The sequence below is a fragment of the Streptomyces sp. NPDC001933 genome, from assembly GCF_042890955.1.
Taxonomy (GTDB): domain Bacteria; phylum Actinomycetota; class Actinomycetes; order Streptomycetales; family Streptomycetaceae; genus Streptomyces.
The window spans coordinates 102,870-116,318 of sequence record NZ_JBIASS010000011.1; the positions used below are offsets into that span (position 1 = coordinate 102,870).

Genomic DNA, 13,449 nt, shown 5'->3' on the forward strand with positions numbered 1-13,449 from the left:
AATCTGCGCAAGGTTTCCGGCCCACGAACCGGGGCCCCGCGGCCGGCGAACCGGAGCCGCTGGGGCTCCAGAGGTACCGAACAGGCAGCAGCGGATACGTTTCCCCGCTGCTCAACGGGACGCTACGGCCCGGTAACCAGCCACCGCAATACCGGTTCGTAAACTTTTTGCACACCATTCGACGGCCTTTTTGTTTTTGTGAGCGAGTGAGTATTGCGCATCGCCCACTTGTCGATAAGTGAGTCCTTCGGCACACCGGTATGCAAACGCCCGCCGCGCCCGGAAGAATGCGCCGGGCGGGGCGGGCGGCATCGCTGATCTCCGTACTCCGCGAAATGAGGTACCGGAGAGGTACCTACCGCGCCACTCCCGCGTGCCAGCTCTCCGAAAGCAGCCGGCCGGCATTGGGAGCCGCCGCACCGGGCAATGCCAGGCCCCCGGTGTACGTGGCTGCGTTGTTGAGCACCAGGTTGTTGTTTCCGGCCGCCGACGGCAGCGCCGTCTTCAGGTTGACCGCCCAGTTCAGCTCACCGAGGGTCAGGGGTCCGCAGCCGCTCACCCCGGGGACGGCGAAGCCCGCGTCGCCCTGAGCGTTTCCGGTCAGCTCGATGCGGTTGAGCAGACCGCCGGTGTTCGCCGTGCCGTTGGCATCGAAGCGCTTGCTGCCCACGGCCGGCCGGGTGAGGTTCTGCGGGCGCAGCACGATCGGGTCGGAGGTGGTCCCGATGAAGCACTTCGAACCCAGGAAGGGGTTCTCCAGATGGATGCGGACCGGGATGTCGACGATCGTCTTCCCGCTCTGCATTCCTGCGGCCACGTCGAAATTCCTGGGCGTGCCGGCCGACTGCACCGTGGCGACGACCCGGTTGAGACTGTTGTCCGTCAACTGCTTGCAGATGTCGGTGACCACCGGAATCCCGCTCGGGCACATGAGGCCGAGCAGACCGCCGGGAATCTCCGTCGGCGCTCCCACGATCGCCCCGCCCGCGGGCGGCACGACCTTGGACTCGCCCGTCGCCGTGTTCCGTACGACGCCGAACTGGAGGTCGTTGGCACCGGTCGTCGCCAGGGTGTTGCCGAGCTTGATGGAGCCGCTCTCGGAGTGCGAGGCCACGCAGATCGCGATGTTCGTCTGGCCGTCCGCGGCCAGCATGGCCGGGTCGTCGACCGGACACCGGGTGAAGGGCGCCCAGTTGCCGTTCATCTCCTGGGCGGAGGCGGCGCTCACCGGCGAGGTGCTCAGCGGAATGCCGACGGCGACCGCCACCAGCGCGCCGAGGAGGGCGGGTCTGACAGTTTTCGGGGCAGCTCGCATGATTGGTCCAGCCTTTCTGGGGATCCGGGAGTCAGCGCTTGCGGAACAGCTCTCAGCGTTCGGGCTCGGGCTTCGGCGGCTCGGGACAGTTCGCCGGAACACCTTCGACACACAGCGGGGACTGCATCATTTTCGTGTAGTTGCCCTTCCCGGAGACCGAGGCGGTGAAGAGGTTGTCGAGATCCTCCGTGACACCGCATCCGGTGAACGGCGGCACATCCGCGTAGCCGGTCAGCGGCCCCCCGGTCTTCACCGTGTAGCCCTCGGGGCCGCCCACGCCGGACGCCCCCTTGCCGACCAGTTCCAGCGTCATCGGGCTCGCACTGCGGCAGTTGGGGCCGACGTCCAGCGGCTCCCCGTTGACCTCCACGTCGTAGAGGCGCGCGCGCATGGGAGCGATGGCGGTCGTCGTCTCCTTGTACTTCTTGGTCTCCGGGTCGGGGGCCGAGTCGCCCAGCGTTCCGATGTCGATCCTGCCTTCGAGGATCAGTTCCACCTTCGCCGTCGTCGGCATGAAGCCGAAGGTGAGGAAGGTGGCCTCGGCCGGCGGCATCTGGGCCTTGCCCTTGTAGTCGAGCGTGCCGTCGGTGGTCAGCCAGCTCTTCACGCCCGTCGGGCATCTGAGGAAGGAGACGGACGTGTTCAGGTTGAGGCGAAGATGTCCGGGGTCGTTGAACTTGATCGCCCCGGCCAATTTGTTGACGTTGGAGTATCCCGCCATGTAGCCGTGGGCGGGCTTGGGCACCTGCGGGAGCGGACCGGTCATGACCGTGCAGTCGGCGGGTGGCTGCACGCCCCCCGACGGCAGATCCGCTGCCCGTCCGGCCTTCGCACCGCCGGACCGGTCGGGGGTGGTGCCCCCGGACGGCTCGGGGGCGGCCCCGGAAGGCGGCGTGGTTCCGCTCTCCGGGGGAACGGTGACCGTGGCCAGTTCCGCGCTCTGGTCCGGATCGACCTTGCACGAGAAGGCCAGCGGGGGCGGCGCGTCCCCGGCACCCTCCGCGGCGCGCGGGGCGAGACCCACGTCCAGCTGCCCCAGGGCGAAGAGCACGTCGCCGCTGGATCTCGGCGTGATCGTCGGTACCTCGCCCGTCGCCCGGAGCGAGAGGTCGCCCGTGGCGGGGAGGGGGAGCTCCGGGATCTCCAGCCCTTGCCAGGGCACATCCGTCGACTCGCCCCGCTGCGAGACCTCGGTCAGCATCCGCGCGGATCCCGAGACGGCCACCGGTTCGGCCCCCGGCGACGCGGAGAGCGCGGAACGCGGGAGCTCGAAGGAGAGGGCCACGTCCCGGAGCCGGATCGCCGTCCCGATGCTCGTGGTCACCGGCAGCTCCGCCGCGATGTGCACCGCGACCGGCTGCGCGCCGGAGGGAAGGTCACAGGTGTAGGCGACGTCCGCCTCGGCGGTCCGGGTGTCGGTCGCGGCTCCCGTTCCCGGCATGAATCCCGCCACGAGCGTCACCGCACCGACTGCGGCGATGCGCGCGGCGCGCCGCGGGTCCGTGGTCCTTGTTCTCATCTCGGCCTACCTGCCGTCGTCTCGGTGCTCGGCACTCGTGCGTGTTGCGGAGGGACCTGCCGACGGCGGGCCGCGGAGAGGAGGTGAACCTCCGCTCCGCGGCCCTTCCTTGCCACCGGCTCCGATCCGGTTACGGCGAGGTGATGGTGAGCGGCGCAGCGACCTTGTACGTCGCGTCGAACGTCGCCGAGTCACCCGCGTTGAGCAGCCCCGAGCAGTTGTCGGCGCTGTCGACCTTCAGGCCGGTGCCGGTGTTGATGTCGAGTTCACCAGTGGCGTTGTTGTACGTCACGTTGCTCACGGACCCGGAGATCACGGCCTTGCAGGTGCCGAGGATGGTGTCACCCGTCAGGTTGACCTTGACCCCGGACAGGCTTCCCGAGGTGATGCCACCGCTGTAGCTGCTCGCGTCGATGCTGATGACAGCACCCGATGCGAGTGAGGCCGTGAAGTTCGAGCCGAGCGGTCCCGGGCACGGGCTGGCCGTGGAGCCCCAGGCGGCGGCGGTGATCTTCGCGATACCGACGCCGGTGGAGTACGTGCCGCTCGGAGCGGTGCCACTGGCAGTACCCACCGAGCAGTCCACCTGCTGGCTGGTGTTGGTGTCGACCAGGGTCGCCACCGTGCCGGCCTTGAGCTGGGCCGTGAAGGTGCCGTTCGCGTTGGGGTTGACCACGGTCCACTGCGCGAGGGCGGTGGCCGAGGCCGACGTGGCGGCGAAGCCGAACGCGGCTGCGGCGACGGTCGTGGCGAACAATGCTCGTCTGAGGGTGTTTCTCACGGAACTTACCTCCGGGAAGTGGAGTTGGACGTACCCGATTACCTCGCACCACGCCCTGGGAATGGGCCCGGCACGAGGGCGGCTCACATCGTGGAACGCAGAAGTCGGTGGACTCGACTGCGTGATCGAACTCCGTGCGGATCGAACGTTACGAGCCAGTAGCCCAACGCTGCAATACCCGGCGCAGAAAATCCCCGCACCTCTCAGCAAAAGCATTCCACCTTAGCGACAACTCAGCAGATCGCCGCGATTTTCTATACGAAAGTGAGTAGTTACGGCCGTCTCATGCGCCCCGGCCCCCGCCGGACACTCATCCCAGGCGCAGTCACCGGCGGCGGGCCGGCCCGCCGACCGGCCACGTACCCGCCGGTGAGATCGTCGGGAGCTCGGCCGAATGACGCCCTGGCGCTCCGCGCCCACCGCGCAGTCCAACCCCCGCAGGGCGTCACGGAACACCGCCCCGGACCGCGGAACACACCGCCACCGGCGAACCGCCGGCGAATTATCCATTCCGGCCGACCGGTTTTTACATTTACCCGCCGGCCCCAGAGGATTTCCCTTCCCCGAATAGCATGTTCCCCTTGTAATTCCGCGGCCCGAGAGGCGGCGAATGGCCGCATCCCGCCACGGTCGCAGCGCTCCGGGAAGACGCACATCAGCGGCCCGAATCCGCACCAATCACCCGGGCCGGAATCCGTTACCCACGGTTACTTTCTTGTTGTCGGGAGAGCAGATGTCCGAAAAACATTGTCCTGAAGTGAGCACTGGCGTCCTACCTGCACCGAAGCACCACAACGGGGCCGAGATATGTGCCCCTTGCACTTCGATCTTGTCCAAGTAGTGGGCACAACCGCTCACTTGGTCTATCTTCATCGCGAACTTGGTACGCACCTGTCGGTTCGTGGGAGCGCTTTCCCCACCGCCTGTCCCCCCACCGGGCGCCGGAGAGCAGGGGGGACTGTCATGCCTGAACTCATTCAGCCGTTGGACACGGGGGATCCGCTGGGGCCGCTCCCCCAGGAATTCGCCGCCATCATGCGGCCCGAACTGCCGAGCCTGATCAAGGAGATCGGCGTCGAGGTCACCCGGGCCTACCCGGAATACGCCAGACTGCTCGACGGCCCCAACGGACAGGCCATCAGGGTCGGCGTGGAGCAGAGCCTCTCCTCCTTCGTGGACCTGGTCGCCGAGCCGTCCGCGTCGACCTCGCTGCGCGACGACATGTGCCGCCGCTTCGGGCGTTTCGAGGCGTACGAAGGCCGCACCATGGAGACGCTTCAGGGCGCCTACCGCCTCGGGGCCCGGGTAGCGCTGCGCCGGGCCAAGAAGGTCGGCCGGAGTCACAACTTCTCGCCGGCCCTCATGCTCAGTTTCGCCGACGCGCTCTTCACCTACATCGACGAGCTCGAATCCCTCTCCCGGGAGGGCTTCCTGGAGGTGCAGTCGCAGACCGGCGAACAGACCGAGGCCATGCGCCGGCGTCTGCTGCACCTGATCCTCGCCGGACGCCCCTCGCCCCGTACCGCCATCGCCGAACTGTGCGAACAGACCGGATGGGCGCTGCCCGACGAGGTCACCCTGGTCGCCGTCCGCTCACCCGCCGCCCTGGACCGGGCCGTGGCCGACCGCGACCTGCTGGCCGATCTCAGCGCACCGCAACCACACTTATTGATTCCCGGAGCTTTCGACGACGCCCGAAGACGCATGCTGGACGAGGCGCTCCTCGGCACCCACGCCGCGATCGGCCTGACCGTGCCCATCGCCCTGGCCTCGGACTCGATCCGCTGGGCCCGGCGCGTGCTCGAACTCGTCGACACGAACATCATCGACGACACGCCCGTCATCCTCTGCGAGAACCACCTCATCACCCTGTGGCTGCTCTCCGACCCGGTACTGGTCGACCAGCTCGCCCAGCGCGAACTGGCCCCCATCTCCGGAATCAGCGCCACCCGGCGGGAACGGCTGGTCGAGACCCTGCGGATCTGGCTGGATACCCGTGGCACCGCGGCCCACATGGGCGAGTTGCTGGATGTCCATCCGCAGACGGTGCGTTACCGGATGCGCAATCTGGAGTCCATCTTCGGCGAGCAACTGACCGATCCCGAGAGCCGGTTCTCCACCGAGGCCGTGCTGCGGGCGCTCCAACTGCGGGCCCGTGGCGAGGAAACACCGCTCTGAGTCGGCTTTCGGACGGATCACGGTCCTCACCACGAGTCAACTTACTTACGGGTAAGGCGAAATAGACGGTCACTCTCAAACGGTTGCCACACGGAGACGTTCTCAACGAGAAACCCGGAACCGCGTCCCGTACATATGGAGAAGTCGGCCGCCGCACCCGGCGGCCGAACCGAGAACTCCTCCTGGCCGACCATTGCGAGAGGGACCCCCCATGACCGCCTCACACCTCCTCGTCCCCGTGCCGATCCCGGACCGGGTTGCCGCGCTGATCGGGTCCTGCATCCCGCCGCACATCCTCCAGGCGGAATTCGACGCCGACTGCGCCGCGCGCGAGGTGCGCAGGTTCCGCGGTCCGCGGCTCTGCGACGAGGACCGGGCCGACCGCGAGCAGGCGCTCTCCGAACTGGCCCGCGCCAACAAGGTCCTCGCTGCCCACCACCCCCGGCTCGCGGTGCGCCCCGGCAGCTCCTGGTGACCCCTTCGCCACATCCGTCTCGAAGCGGGGCGACGGGGCGGCTCACGGCCCTGATCCCCCGGCCGCCCCGGTCTCAGCCGGTGACCGGCGTGAACCGCACCGGCAGCGAGCGCGGGCCCCGGGTGAAGACGCCGTGCTCGGTGGGGGTGAAGCCGTCCGCGAGCCGCAGGTCGGGCATCGCGTCCAGCAGTTGGTTCACCCCCGTCTCCACCTCCGCCCTGGCCAGCAGCGCGCCGACGCAGAAGTGCCTGCCGAGCGCGAACGCCAGGTGGTCGGCGGCCGCCGAGAAGGCAGTGGTGCTGGTCAGGTCGGAGCGGAAGATGTCGAACCGGTCGGGCTCTCGGTAGCGCGACTCGTCGCGGTTGGCGGAGCCGATCAGGCAGGTGACGGTGGCCCCCGCCGGGACCGTCCCGCCGCTGAGCTCCACCTCCTTCGCCGTCTGGCGCATGATCATGTGGACCGGCGGGGTGTGGCGCAGGGTCTCGGCGAAGGCCCGGTCGACGAGGCCGCGGTCCGCCCTCACCGCGGCAAGCTGATCGGGGTGGGTGAGCAGATTGGCGAAGACGGAGGCGATGGCCTTGTCGGTGGTCTCGCCGCCCGCCGCGAGCAGCAGACTGCAGAAGGCCTTGATGTCCTCGTCGCTCATCCGCACCCCGTCGACCTCGGCGGCGCAGAGCGCGGAGAGCAGGTCGTCGCCCGGCTCGTCCCGGCGCCGCCGGATGACCGGGATCATGTACTCGGCGAACTCCCTGCGGGTCCGCTCACCGGCCGCGGCCACCTCCGGGTCGCCCGCCAGATTGCCGAGGAAGGCGATGACGGTGGTGTACCAGCCGTGGAAGCGCTCGTGGTCCGCCCGGTCCAGGCCGAGCATGTCGGCGATGACGAGGACCGGGAAGCGGGTCGCGAAGGCGGAGACGAGATCGGCTTCGCCGGTGTGCCGGAAGACGTCGATCAGCTCGCGTGCGTTGCGCTCGATGACCGGCAGGAACTTCTCCTGGAGGTCCGTGCCCCGGAAGGCGGGGGCGACCAGGGCCCGGCGGACGGCGTGCTCGCGGCCGCTGAGCTGGAGGATCGTCCGGCCGTGGACGGGTTCGATCTGCCAGTCGTAGTTGTCGGTGGTGAACTCCCCCGCCCGGTCCTTGAAGACCCGCTCCACGTCCTCGTACCGGGAGACGATGTAACTGTTCGTGGCCTCGTGCCGGATCAGCGGCGCGCTCTCGCGCATGATCCGGTACGCCCCGTAGGGATCGGCCGCGAAGGCGGGCGAGAGAATGTCGGGCAGCGACGGCGATTGCGATGCGGCCGGCTCGTGCGGGGCAGACGTCATGACGCTCCAGGGTCGTGAACGGGCAACGCCGTCAAGGCTATTGATCAGCTGCCCACCGACACACCCCCTGGGGGAACGCCATGCCAGCCGGCCCGCGACCGTCCGTCCTGTTCGTCACCGACCTCGCCTACCAGGCGCGTGGCCGCCGCTACTGCGACGAGGACATCCTGCTGACCGCGAGGCTGCGGGAGGAGTTCGACGTCGCGCTCTGTCACCCCCGGGACGCCGCCGCGCTGCTGGACGGCTTCGACACGGTCGTCATACGCAACAGCGGTCCGGTGCTGCACTACCAGGAGGCGTACGACGCGTTCCGCGCACGGGCGCGGGAGCTGGGCACCCGGGTCTACAACCCGTTGCACGGCCGCGGGGACATGGCGGGCAAGCAGTACCTGGTCGATCTGAGCCGGGCCGGGCACCCGGTGATCCCCACCGTGGACCGGGCAGCCGACCTGGGTGCGCTGCCCGAGGCGCCCGAGTACGTGGTCAAGCCGAAGCTGGGGGCGGACTCGGCCGGGCTGCGGTTCGTGCGGGAGGCCGCGCTGCCGGCGGGCGAGGACGGCACGATGCTCGTCCAGCCCCGCATCGACTTCCGCTACGAGGTGTCCTTCTACTTCATCGACCACGACTTCCAGTACGCGCTGTACGCACCGGACCCGGAGCGGCGGTGGGTGCTGGAGCCGTACGCGCCGGACGCGGCGGACCTGGCGTTCGCCCGCGGCTTCGTGGAGTGGAACACTCTCGACCACGGCATCCAGCGAGTCGACGCCTGCCGGACCGCGCGGGGCGAGCTGCTGCTGGTCGAGCTGGAGGACCTCAATCCGTATCTCTCGCTGGACCGGGTGGCGGAGCCCGTACGGGAGGCGTTCGTGACCCGGCTGAAGGCTTCCCTGCGGGACCTGCCGGCCTGACGACCCGTCCGGCCGTCCCCCACATGCGCGAGGCGCGGGCCGGTGTGATGGTGCAAGCGTGACCACTGCCAGCGAGACCGCCCCCGTCGCGCAGAGTGCCGCCGCGCCGCCCGTACTCGATCCGCGCCGCCGGAACATCGTCTTCGCGACGATCGTGCTGGGAATTCTGCTGGCCGCCCTGGACCAGACGATCGTCGGCACCGCGCTGCCGACGATCGTCTCGGACCTCGGCGGCGCCGCCCATATGTCCTGGGTGGTGACCGCGTATCTGCTCGCGGAGACGGTGGCCACGGTCCTGGTGGGCAAGTTCGGCGACCTGTTCGGCCGGAAGATCATCTTCCAGCTGTCGGCGGTCATCTTCATCACCGGCTCGTTCCTCTGCGGCCTCGCGACCAACATGACGCTGCTGATCGTCTGGCGCGGGCTGCAGGGCATCGGGGCGGGCGGCCTGATGGTCACCTCGATGGCGCTGATCGCCGATGTGATCCCGTTGCGCGAACGCGGCAAGTACCAGGGCGCGATCGGCGCGGTCTTCGGGGTTTCGACGGTGATCGGGCCGCTGCTCGGCGGACTCTTCACCGACCATCTGAGCTGGCGCTGGGCGTTCTACGTCAATGTGCCGATCGCGATCGTGGTGGTCATCGCCGCGGCCCGGACGATCCCTTCGGTCAAGGCCGCCGGCCGGCCCGTCATCGACTACCTGGGCATCGCGATGGTCACGGTCGGCGCGAGCGCGCTGATCCTGGCGACGAGCTGGGGCGGGAACGAGTACGCGTGGGGCTCCCCCGTCATCCTCGGTCTCTTCGCCGGCGGCCTGGTCGCACTGGCGCTCTTCTGCCTCGTGGAGTTCCGGGCACAGGAGCCGATGCTGCCGATGCGGCTCTTCCGGAATCCGGTGTTCACCGTCTGCTCGGTCCTGAGCTTCATCGTGGGCTTCGCGATGCTCGGCGCGATGATCTTCCTGCCGACCTATCTGCAGTACGTGGACGGGGACTCGGCGACCCTGTCGGGCGTACGGACGCTGCCGATGGTCCTCGGGCTGCTCGTCGCCTCGATCTTCAGCGGCAACGTGGTCTCCAAGACGGGCCAGTACCGGATCTTCCCCATCGTCGGCTCGCTGATCATGGCGGTGGGGCTGTATCTGCTCTCCCGGATGGGTCCGGGCACCGGGGTGTGGCTGGAGTCGCTCTACATGCTGGTGCTCGGCGTCGGCATCGGTCTGGCCATGCAGGTGCTGACGATCGCTGTGCAGAACACGGTCGACTACGCGGACCTGGGTACGGCGACATCGGGCGTGACGTTCTTCCGTACGCTCGGCAGCTCTTTCGGTACGGCGGTCTTCGGCACGATCTACGCCAACGCCCTGAAGCCCAATCTGACCGACGGTGTCGCCGCGGCGGCGCGGGCCGGCGGTGACCCCGCGACACTGGCGAAGGCCGCGCAGAGCCCGGCGGGACTGCATGGGCTGCCCCCCGCACAGTCCGCGCCACTGGCCCAGGCGTACGCGGACACGCTGCACACCGTGTTCCTGTGGACGGTGCCGGTCGCGGTGCTGGGGTTCCTCGTCGCTCTCTTCCTGAAGCAGGTGCAGCTGCGGGACACGGCCCGTGTCGGCTCCACGGACATGGGCGAGGGCTTCGCGCAGCCGGGCACCGGCGACTCGGCCAAGCTCCTCGAATTCGCCGTGGCCAAGATCCTGCACGGGGTGGGCCCGGACACGGCCCGGCGGATCGTCGCGGACTCGGACACCCGGCTGGACATGGCGGGCGCCTGGGCGGTGATGCAGGTCGAGCTGTTCACCCGCATGGTGGGCCACGCGGGTCTGCGGCTGATCGCGACCCGGCACCGGCTGCCGCCCGAGGTGCTGGTGCCGGTCTTCGACCGGATGATCGAGGAGGGTTATCTCACCGGCGACGGGCGTGTGTTCACGCACACCGCAGCCGGGAGCCGGGAGGCCGCCGCGATCACCGACGCGTGGGCGCGGTGGCTCAACGAGCGCCTGGACGAGCACGGGGCACGCCCGGACGACCGGCAGCTGAGGGCCGCGGTGGACGTGATCGCCAAGCGGCTGCTGGCGGAGGACCTGGCGCAGGAGCTGCCGCCGGAGCGGGCCCTGGCCGGGACGGCGGCCTGAACGGGCCGGGCCGCGGCACCGCGGGTGTCAGTCGACGAAGACCGCGGTCGCGTACACCCAGGCACCGTCGTGCCGGACGAAGCGGCTCTTCTCGTGGAGCGAGTCCGGCCGCCCGTTGTCCGTGTAGTGCGCGCGGAAGGTGACCGTACCCGTGGTGTGGAACGGGCTGCCGTCCGTCGTCTCCAGCACCTCCAGGCGCACCCATCGCATCCCGGGGTCGAAGTCGACGGCGGGCGGCCGGGTGTCGGGGTGCCAGGTGCGCAGCAGGTACGCCTCGTCCCGGACGACGAAGGCGGCGTACCGGGAGCGCATCAGCGACTCGCAGGTCGGCGCGACGGCGGTCCCGGCGTGCAGCCGGCCGCAGCAGTCCGCGTACGTGGCGGACAGGCCGCACGGGCACGGCGAGTCCGCGGTGACCGCGGGGGGCCGTGCTGCGGCGGGGGCGGGCCGTCCCGGTCGTTTCGTGCGTCGTGACATGTGTCCATTGTGACCTGCGGCGGGGCCGGCTCAGAGGGCCGGTCCCCTGTGACCTGCGGCGTGGTCGGCTCAGGGGCCGGGGCCCTGAGATCTACGGCGGACCCGGCTCAGGGGCCGGGGCCTCCTGGTCCGGACCGGGCAGGACCAGGAGAGCGAGGTCAGGGCTTGCGGGCGACGCCCGCGTAGCCCGGGATCGGCTCGTCGCCGGAGACCTCGACCACTTCGCCGAGCTCCGGGTGCCAGTCCACGGAGAGCGACACCCCCGGCTCGACGAGTTCGAGTCCGTCGAAGAAGGTGGAGACCTCGGCGTGCGAGCGCAGGCACAGCGTCATCCCCCGGGCCCGGTACATCTCGGACGCCTGCGCCGCGCGCTCGGGGTCGAAGTCCCCCGTGGTGTGCGAGAGCACCAGGTAGCTGCCGGGGGCGAGCCGCTCGACGAGACGGTCGACGAGTTCGGCCGCGCCGTCCTCGTCGCCCAGGAAGTGCAGCAGGGCCAGGAGCGACAGGGCGATCGGCTTGTCGAAGTCGAGCACCCTGCCGGCCTCTTCGAGGATGGCTTCCGGCTTGCGGGCGTCGGCCTGGATGTACTCGGTGGCGCCCTGCGGGGTGGAGCGCAGCAGGGCCGCCGCGTGGGCGAGGACGATCGGGTCGTTGTCGCAGTAGACGATGCGCGCGTCCGGGGCGGTCCGCTGGGCGATCTGATGGAGGTTCGGCTCGGTGGGTATGCCGGTGCCGATGTCGAGGAACTGGCGGATGCCGTTCTCGGCGAGCCATCGGGTGGCCCGGTGCATGAAGGCTCGGTTCACCCGGGCCATGTCGCGCCCGCGCGCGTCGAGGGCGAGCAGCTGCCGGGCCATCTCTTCGTCGACCGGGTAGTTGTCCTTGCCGCCGAGGAACCAGTCGTACATCCGGGCGGGATGAGGCTTGGTGGTGTCGATCTCGATGGCTCGGGGGTCGTGCCCGGTCATAGCGCGCTCCATGGGTCCAGAGGTCGGCGAACAACAAGAGTGTGCGGCCGGCACGGCTCGGGCGCCGGTGATTCGGGCAAGAAAGCCGGTCCGGATGCGGGCCGGGCCGAAGGCCGCGGATCAGGTGAGCAGAAAGTCCGCCTTACCGGACTTGGCACCCTGGATGAACGCGGCGATCTCGCGCGGAGTGTAGATCAGGGCCGGGCCGTCCGGGTCGGCGGACTGGCGTACGGCGACCCTGCCGTCGGACAGTTTCATCGCTTCGACGCAATTGCCCCCGTTCCCACCACTCCACGGCTTGTGCCAGCCCTCGGAGCCGAGTTCGGCGGCCGGCATGCCGTTGTATATGGGATCCATCACAGCTCCTTGCGGAAGTCCCGGAGGATTTCCTTCGTGCGTTGTGCAGTCGCGGCCTGAGCCGCCATGCGGTCCATGACTTCGAGGTAGGAGGCCACCTCGGGGCGCGCGTCGAAGTAGACGGCACCGGTCAGGTACTCGCTGTAGACCATGTCGGGGAGTTCGGGAACACCGAAGCGGAAGAGTACGAACGGGCCGTAGGTGCCCGGGTGGTGTCCCGTCGAGAATTCCGCGATCTGCAGTGTCACATGCGGCATCTCGGTCGCTTCGAGCAGCCGGTCGATCTGCTCCCGCATGGCGTCGACGCTGCCGACGGGACGGCGTAGCACCGTCTCGTCCATCACCACCCACAGCTTCGGGGCGTCCGGCCGCGTCAGCAGGGACTGACGCTCCATCCGCAGCGCCACGTGGCGCTCTATGTCCTCGGGTCTGGTCTGGCCCACGGCTCCGGTGCGCATCACCGAGCGCGCGTAGTCCTCGGTCTGCAGCAGTCCGGGGACGAAATGCGGTTCGTACATGCGCAGCAGGCTCGCGGCGCCCTCAAGGCTGACGTACATGCTGAACCAGTCGGGCAGCACATCGTGGAACCGCTGCCACCAGCCCGGCTTGTTGGCCTCCTCGGCGAGCTCCACGAAGGCGTCGGCCTCGTCGTCGGAGACCCCATATGCCTTCAGCAGCATCTGCACATAGGGGATCTTGAGAGCGACCTCGGCGGTCTCCATCCTGCGTATCGTCGCAGGGGCGACCCGCAGCACCTTTGCAGCCTGGTCACGGCTCAGGCCGACGCGCTCCCGCAGATCCTGCAGGCGCTTGCCGAGAACGACCTGACCCACGGTCGGGGCGGACCGCGGTTCGCTCACTTCAGACCTCCCCATGCGCTGTTTTTGAGCAGTGTGCCATGCGCGGGCCGACCAGAACACAGCCACTCTGAAATTTTCAGAGTGCCCCTTGCCAAGTGTTCACGACAGGGGGAGAGTTGGTGAGTGAACCAGTTCACGATGTCGCGACCG

General features: G+C 69.1%; 12 protein-coding genes. 4 read left to right on the plus strand and 8 right to left on the minus strand.

The features are described 5' to 3' along the window. Positions 1 to 355: 355 nt before the first annotated feature. The 3 genes from ACFYY7_RS25710 to ACFYY7_RS25720 all read right to left on the minus strand — a co-directional run bounded on the left by ACFYY7_RS25710 (position 356) and on the right by ACFYY7_RS25720 (position 3,615). Positions 356 to 1,315, minus strand: a complete 960-nt coding sequence (locus ACFYY7_RS25710; RefSeq protein ID WP_388664892.1) for a hypothetical protein — start codon at positions 1,313 to 1,315, stop codon at positions 356 to 358. A 52-nt stretch (positions 1,316 to 1,367) separates the two neighbouring features. After that, on the minus strand, positions 1,368 to 2,834 hold the full coding sequence (locus ACFYY7_RS25715; protein ID WP_388664894.1) for a DUF6801 domain-containing protein: 1,467 nt from the start codon (positions 2,832 to 2,834) through the stop codon (positions 1,368 to 1,370). A 130-nt stretch (positions 2,835 to 2,964) separates the two neighbouring features. Further along, a complete protein-coding gene (locus ACFYY7_RS25720) occupies positions 2,965 to 3,615 on the minus strand; it encodes a hypothetical protein (protein ID WP_259928359.1) in 651 nt (216 codons plus the stop codon). Between the two features lie 963 nt (positions 3,616 to 4,578). On the opposite strand from ACFYY7_RS25720, the gene ACFYY7_RS25725 reads away from it, so the two are divergent. After that, complete coding sequence (locus tag ACFYY7_RS25725) at positions 4,579 to 5,793, plus strand: helix-turn-helix domain-containing protein (protein WP_388664896.1); 1,215 nt, start codon at positions 4,579 to 4,581, stop codon at positions 5,791 to 5,793. 211 nt (positions 5,794 to 6,004) lie between these two features. Continuing rightward, on the plus strand, positions 6,005 to 6,268 hold the full coding sequence (locus tag ACFYY7_RS25730) for a hypothetical protein (RefSeq protein ID WP_266728090.1): 264 nt from the start codon (positions 6,005 to 6,007) through the stop codon (positions 6,266 to 6,268). Positions 6,269 to 6,341: 73 nt separating this feature from the next. Here ACFYY7_RS25730 and ACFYY7_RS25735 read toward each other — a convergent pair whose 3' ends face one another. Continuing rightward, positions 6,342 to 7,595, minus strand: coding sequence for a cytochrome P450 (locus ACFYY7_RS25735; protein WP_388664898.1), 1,254 nt, complete (start codon positions 7,593 to 7,595; stop codon positions 6,342 to 6,344). 80 nt (positions 7,596 to 7,675) lie between these two features. On the opposite strand from ACFYY7_RS25735, the gene ACFYY7_RS25740 reads away from it, so the two are divergent. Further along, positions 7,676 to 8,503 (plus strand): hypothetical protein, encoded by an 828-nt coding sequence (locus ACFYY7_RS25740; protein WP_388664900.1) that lies wholly within the window; start codon positions 7,676 to 7,678, stop codon positions 8,501 to 8,503. Positions 8,504 to 8,561: 58 nt separating this feature from the next. Further along, entirely contained in the window at positions 8,562 to 10,637 is a 2,076-nt protein-coding gene (locus ACFYY7_RS25745) for an MDR family MFS transporter (RefSeq protein WP_388664902.1), read from the plus strand. Positions 10,638 to 10,664: 27 nt separating this feature from the next. Here the strand turns inward: ACFYY7_RS25745 and ACFYY7_RS25750 are convergent, their stop codons facing one another. From ACFYY7_RS25750 to ACFYY7_RS25765, 4 genes are all read right to left on the minus strand, one after another. Further along, positions 10,665 to 11,114, minus strand: coding sequence for a YchJ family protein (locus tag ACFYY7_RS25750; protein WP_388664904.1), 450 nt, complete (start codon positions 11,112 to 11,114; stop codon positions 10,665 to 10,667). A gap of 158 nt (positions 11,115 to 11,272) precedes the next feature. Further along, positions 11,273 to 12,082 carry an SAM-dependent methyltransferase gene (locus ACFYY7_RS25755; protein ID WP_388664906.1) on the minus strand — a complete coding sequence of 270 codons (810 nt, stop codon included), beginning with the start codon at positions 12,080 to 12,082 and terminating at the stop codon, positions 11,273 to 11,275. Positions 12,083 to 12,202: 120 nt separating this feature from the next. Next, complete coding sequence (locus ACFYY7_RS25760) at positions 12,203 to 12,439, minus strand: DUF397 domain-containing protein (protein ID WP_266728102.1); 237 nt, start codon at positions 12,437 to 12,439, stop codon at positions 12,203 to 12,205. After that, entirely contained in the window at positions 12,439 to 13,299 is an 861-nt protein-coding gene (locus tag ACFYY7_RS25765; RefSeq protein WP_266728104.1) for a helix-turn-helix transcriptional regulator, read from the minus strand. Before ACFYY7_RS25765 ends, ACFYY7_RS25760 begins: the two co-directional genes overlap by 1 nt. Between the last annotated feature and the right edge of the window lie 150 nt (positions 13,300 to 13,449).